Source organism: Bacteroides reticulotermitis JCM 10512 (genome assembly GCF_000517545.1).
Classification (GTDB): Bacteria; Bacteroidota; Bacteroidia; order Bacteroidales; family Bacteroidaceae; genus Bacteroides; species Bacteroides reticulotermitis.
On the sequence record NZ_BAIV01000061.1, the window covers coordinates 1 to 5032 of the forward strand.

The 5032-nt window shown below is 47.8% G+C and carries 2 tRNA genes and 3 rRNA genes; all 5 read left to right on the top strand.

Annotated elements, in window-relative coordinates:
* Positions 1-13: 13 nt before the first annotated feature.
* The 5 genes from JCM10512_RS20670 (at position 14) to rrf (ending at position 5020) form a co-directional block, all read left to right on the top strand.
* Positions 14-1535 (top strand): 16S ribosomal RNA (locus JCM10512_RS20670).
* Positions 1536-1673: 138 nt separating this feature from the next.
* A tRNA-Ile gene (locus JCM10512_RS20675) sits at positions 1674-1750 on the top strand.
* A gap of 13 nt (positions 1751-1763) precedes the next feature.
* A tRNA-Ala gene (locus tag JCM10512_RS20680) sits at positions 1764-1837 on the top strand.
* A 120-nt stretch (positions 1838-1957) separates the two neighbouring features.
* Positions 1958-4836: ribosomal RNA gene (locus JCM10512_RS20685) — 23S ribosomal RNA — on the top strand.
* Positions 4837-4909: 73 nt separating this feature from the next.
* Positions 4910-5020: ribosomal RNA gene (gene rrf / locus JCM10512_RS20690) — 5S ribosomal RNA — on the top strand.
* Together the 16S, 23S and 5S rRNA genes with 2 tRNA genes alongside form the textbook arrangement of a ribosomal RNA operon.
* The last annotated feature ends 12 nt before the right edge of the window (positions 5021-5032 follow it).

The window sequence follows — 5032 nt, forward strand, 5'->3', positions numbered from 1 at the left end:
AAACAATACTTTTACAATGAAGAGTTTGATCCTGGCTCAGGATGAACGCTAGCTACAGGCTTAACACATGCAAGTCGAGGGGTAGCAGGATCTAGCAATAGATTGCTGACGACCGGCGCACGGGTGAGTAACACGTATCCAACCTTCCGTTTACTCGGGGATAGCCTTTCGAAAGAAAGATTAATACCCGATAGTATGTTTTTCCCGCATGGGAGAACCATTAAAGTTTTTCGGTAATCGATGGGGATGCGTTCCATTAGGCAGTTGGTGAGGTAACGGCTCACCAAACCTTCGATGGATAGGGGTTCTGAGAGGAAGGTCCCCCACATTGGAACTGAGACACGGTCCAAACTCCTACGGGAGGCAGCAGTGAGGAATATTGGTCAATGGACGAGAGTCTGAACCAGCCAAGTAGCGTGAAGGATGACTGCCCTATGGGTTGTAAACTTCTTTTATATGGGAATAAAGGAGCCTACGTGTAGGTTTTTGTATGTACCATACGAATAAGGATCGGCTAACTCCGTGCCAGCAGCCGCGGTAATACGGAGGATCCAAGCGTTATCCGGATTTATTGGGTTTAAAGGGAGCGTAGGTGGAGGCTTAAGTCAGTTGTGAAAGTTTGCGGCTCAACCGTAAAATTGCAGTTGATACTGGGTTTCTTGAGTACAGTAGAGGTGGGCGGAATTCGTGGTGTAGCGGTGAAATGCTTAGATATCACGAAGAACTCCAATTGCGAAGGCAGCTCACTAGACTGGCACTGACACTGATGCTCGAAAGTGTGGGTATCAAACAGGATTAGATACCCTGGTAGTCCACACAGTAAACGATGAATACTCGCTGTTTGCGATATACAGTAAGCGGCCAAGCGAAAGCATTAAGTATTCCACCTGGGGAGTACGCCGGCAACGGTGAAACTCAAAGGAATTGACGGGGGCCCGCACAAGCGGAGGAACATGTGGTTTAATTCGATGATACGCGAGGAACCTTACCCGGGCTTAAATTGCACTGGACGATCTTGGAAACAGGATTTTCTTCGGACCAGTGTGAAGGTGCTGCATGGTTGTCGTCAGCTCGTGCCGTGAGGTGTCGGCTTAAGTGCCATAACGAGCGCAACCCTTATCTTTAGTTACTAACAGGTTATGCTGAGGACTCTAAAGAGACTGCGTCGTAAGATGTGAGGAAGGTGGGGATGACGTCAAATCAGCACGGCCCTTACGTCCGGGGCTACACACGTGTTACAATGGGGGGTACAACAGGCAGCTACCTAGCGATAGGATGCTAATCCCAAAAACCTCTCTCAGTTCGGATCGAAGTCTGCAACCCGACTTCGTGAAGCTGGATTCGCTAGTAATCGCGCATCAGCCACGGCGCGGTGAATACGTTCCCGGGCCTTGTACACACCGCCCGTCAAGCCATGAAAGCCGGGGGTACCTGAAGTACGTAACCGTAAGGAGCGTCCTAGGGTAAAACTGGTAATTGGGGCTAAGTCGTAACAAGGTAGCCGTACCGGAAGGTGCGGCTGGAACACCTCCTTTCTGGAGAGATGCCTTACAATGACATTCATTCTTTGGTTCTTTTAATTTTTCCTACTTGTACTTGTTTATTTTAATATATAATTAAGATATAAACAAGAGAAACGAAAGAAGCCGAGCCGCAAGGCAAGGTTGACTGACAGTCCTATAGCTCAGTTGGTTAGAGCGCTACACTGATAATGTAGAGGTCGGCAGTTCAACTCTGCCTGGGACTACCAAGTATAATCTCTTGGGGGATTAGCTCAGCTGGCTAGAGCACCTGCCTTGCACGCAGGGGGTCAACGGTTCGAATCCGTTATTCTCCACAGTCTTATTAGTAATCTAATGAGAAACGATCTTTGACATGATGATAACAAAAAGTAAATTTTAGTAAAATCAATAAGCTAAAAGTATATATCAAGCCGCACTTTTAAAGTGTGTTTTGAAAGAAAGTAATTAAGGGCGCATGGCGGATGCCTTGGCTCTCGGAGGCGATGAAGGACGTGATAAGCTGCGATAAGCTGCGGGTAGGTGCAAATAACCTTTAATCCGCGGATTTCCGAATGGGACAACCCGGCATTCTGAAGGAATGTCATCTTGCATTGCAAGAAGCTAACGCAGGGAACTGAAACATCTTAGTACCTGTAGGAAAAGAAAATAATAATGATTCCCCTAGTAGTGGCGAGCGAACGGGGAATAGCCCAAACCAATATTGTTACGGCAATATTGGGGTTGTAGGACCACGATGTCGCATGATATTTGGTGAGTAGAATTCTCTGGAAAGAGAAGCCATAGACGGTGATAGCCCGGTATACTAAGCCAGACGAAGCGTAGTGGTATCCTGAGTAGCGCGGGACACGAGAAATCTTGCGTGAATCTGCCGGGACCATCCGGTAAGGCTAAATACTCCCGAGAGACCGATAGTGAACCAGTACTGTGAAGGAAAGGTGAAAAGTACTTCGAATAGAAGAGTGAAATAGTCCCTGAAACCATGCGCCTACAAGCGGTCGGAGCTGCTTTTTAGCAGTGACGGCGTGCCTTTTGCATAATGAACCTACGAGTTACTTTTTCCGGCAAGGTTAAGGGAATTGATTCCCGGAGCCGAAGCGAAAGCGAGTCTGAATAGGGCGGCTAGTCGGAAGGAGTAGACGCGAAACCAAGTGATCTACCTTGGGCAGGTTGAAGGTTAGGTAACACTAACTGGAGGACCGAACCGATAAGCGTTGAAAAGCTTCCGGATGACCTGAGGGTGGGGGTGAAAGGCTAATCAAACTTGGAGATAGCTCGTACTCCCCGAAATGCATTTAGGTGCAGCCTTGAGTATTACTAATGTGAGGTAGAGCGACTGATAAGATGCGAGGCTTCGCCGCCTATCAAGTCTTGATAAACTCCGAATGCGCATTAGTTTAATCTCAGGAGTGAGGGCATGGGTGCTAAGGTCCATGTCCTAAAGGAGAAGAATCCAGACCATCAGCTAAGGTCCCCAAATAAATGCTAAGTTGAACTAACGAAGTCAGATTGCTAAGACAGCTAGGATGTTGGCTTGGAAGCAGCCATTCATTTAAAGAGTGCGTAACAGCTCACTAGTCGAGGAGTTTGGCGTGGATAATAATCGGGCATAAGCATTTTACCGAAGCTATGGGATGTTTAATTACATCGGTAGGGGAGCATTCCACTCTGCGTTGAAGGCGAAGCGTGAGCTTCTCTGGAGCGTGTGGAAACGCAAATGTAGGTATAAGTAACGATAAAGGGGGTGAGAAACCCCCTCGCCGAAAGACTAAGGTTTCCTGATCAACGCTAATCGGATCAGGGTTAGTCGGGTCCTAAGGCTCAGCCTAATGGTGAGGTCGATGGCAGAACAGGTTAATATTCCTGTACTACCTTAAGGAGTGATGTGGTGACGGAGTAGTGATAGCGCCGCGGACTGACGGAATAGTCCGTTGAAGGGTGTAGAAGTTGATCGCAGTAGGCAAATCCGCTGTGAGATTCGAACCTGATAGTATACTAAATTCTTCGGAATGCAGTAATAGTGCGTGTAAACAGACTTCCTAGAAAACCCGCTAAACTTATCCTTGAGGTACCCGTACCGTAAACGGACACACGTAGTCGGGTTGAATATACTAAGGCGCTTGAGTGATTCACGGTTAAGGAACTAGGCAAATTGACCCTGTAACTTCGGGATAAAGGGTCCCAACGCAAGTTGGGCGCAGAGAATAGGTCCAGGCAACTGTTTAACAAAAACACAGGGCTGTGCTAAATCGAAAGATTACGTATACAGCCTGACACCTGCCCGGTGCTGGAAGGTTAAGAGGAGATGTCATCGCAAGAGAAGCATTGAATTGAAGCCCCAGTAAACGGCGGCCGTAACTATAACGGTCCTAAGGTAGCGAAATTCCTTGTCGGGTAAGTTCCGACCTGCACGAATGGTGTAATGATCTGGACACTGTCTCAACCGTGAGCTCAGTGAAATTGTAGTATCGGTGAAGATGCCGATTACCCGCGATGGGACGAAAAGACCCCGTGAACCTTTACTATAGCTTAACATTGAATTTGGGTAATTGATGTGTAGGATAGGCCGGAGACTTTGAAGCAGGTACGCTAGTATTTGTGGAGTCGCTGTTGAAATACGGCCCTTTAATTATTTGAGTTCTAACTCGTTGTTGCGAGGACACTGTTTGGTGGGTAGTTTGACTGGGGTGGTCGCCTCCAAAAGTGTAACGGAGGCTTCTAAAGGTGCCCTCAGGACGATTGGTAACCGTCCGCAGAGTGTAATGGCATAAGGCGCTTGACTGGGAGACTTACAAGTCGATCAGGTAGGAAACTAGAGCATAGTGATCCGGTGTTTCCGTATGGAAGGGACATCGCTCAAAGGATAAAAGGTACTCCGGGGATAACAGGCTGATCCCTCCCAAGAGCTCATATCGACGGAGGGGTTTGGCACCTCGATGTCGGCTCGTCACATCCTGGGGCTGGAGAAGGTCCCAAGGGTTGGGCTGTTCGCCCATTAAAGTGGCACGCGAGCTGGGTTCAGAACGTCGTGAGACAGTTCGGTCTCTATCTATCGTGGGCGTATGAAATTTGCGTGGCTCTGACACTAGTACGAGAGGACCGTGTTGGACTGACCTCTGGTTTACCAGTTGTGCCGCCAGGTGCATCGCTGGGTATCTAAGTCGGGATTGGATAAGTGCTGAAAGCATCTAAGTACGAAGCCAGCCACAAGATTAGATTTCTTAGGGTCGTTGTAGACTACAACGTTGATAGGATGTAGGTGTAAAGGTGGTAACATCAAAGCCGAGCATTACTAATTGCCCGTTCACTTTCTTTCTCATGCTTGCTTGATATATCCGTTTAGCTTGTAAGATTATAAGATTTACTTTTTCATCATGTCATAACCTTCTTTAGGTGGTTATAGCACGAGGGTTCCACCTCTTCCCATTCCGAACAGAGAAGTTAAGCCTCGTCACGCCGATGGTACTGCGTAATTGTGGGAGAGTAGGTAGCCGCCGTTTTTAGAAAAGCCT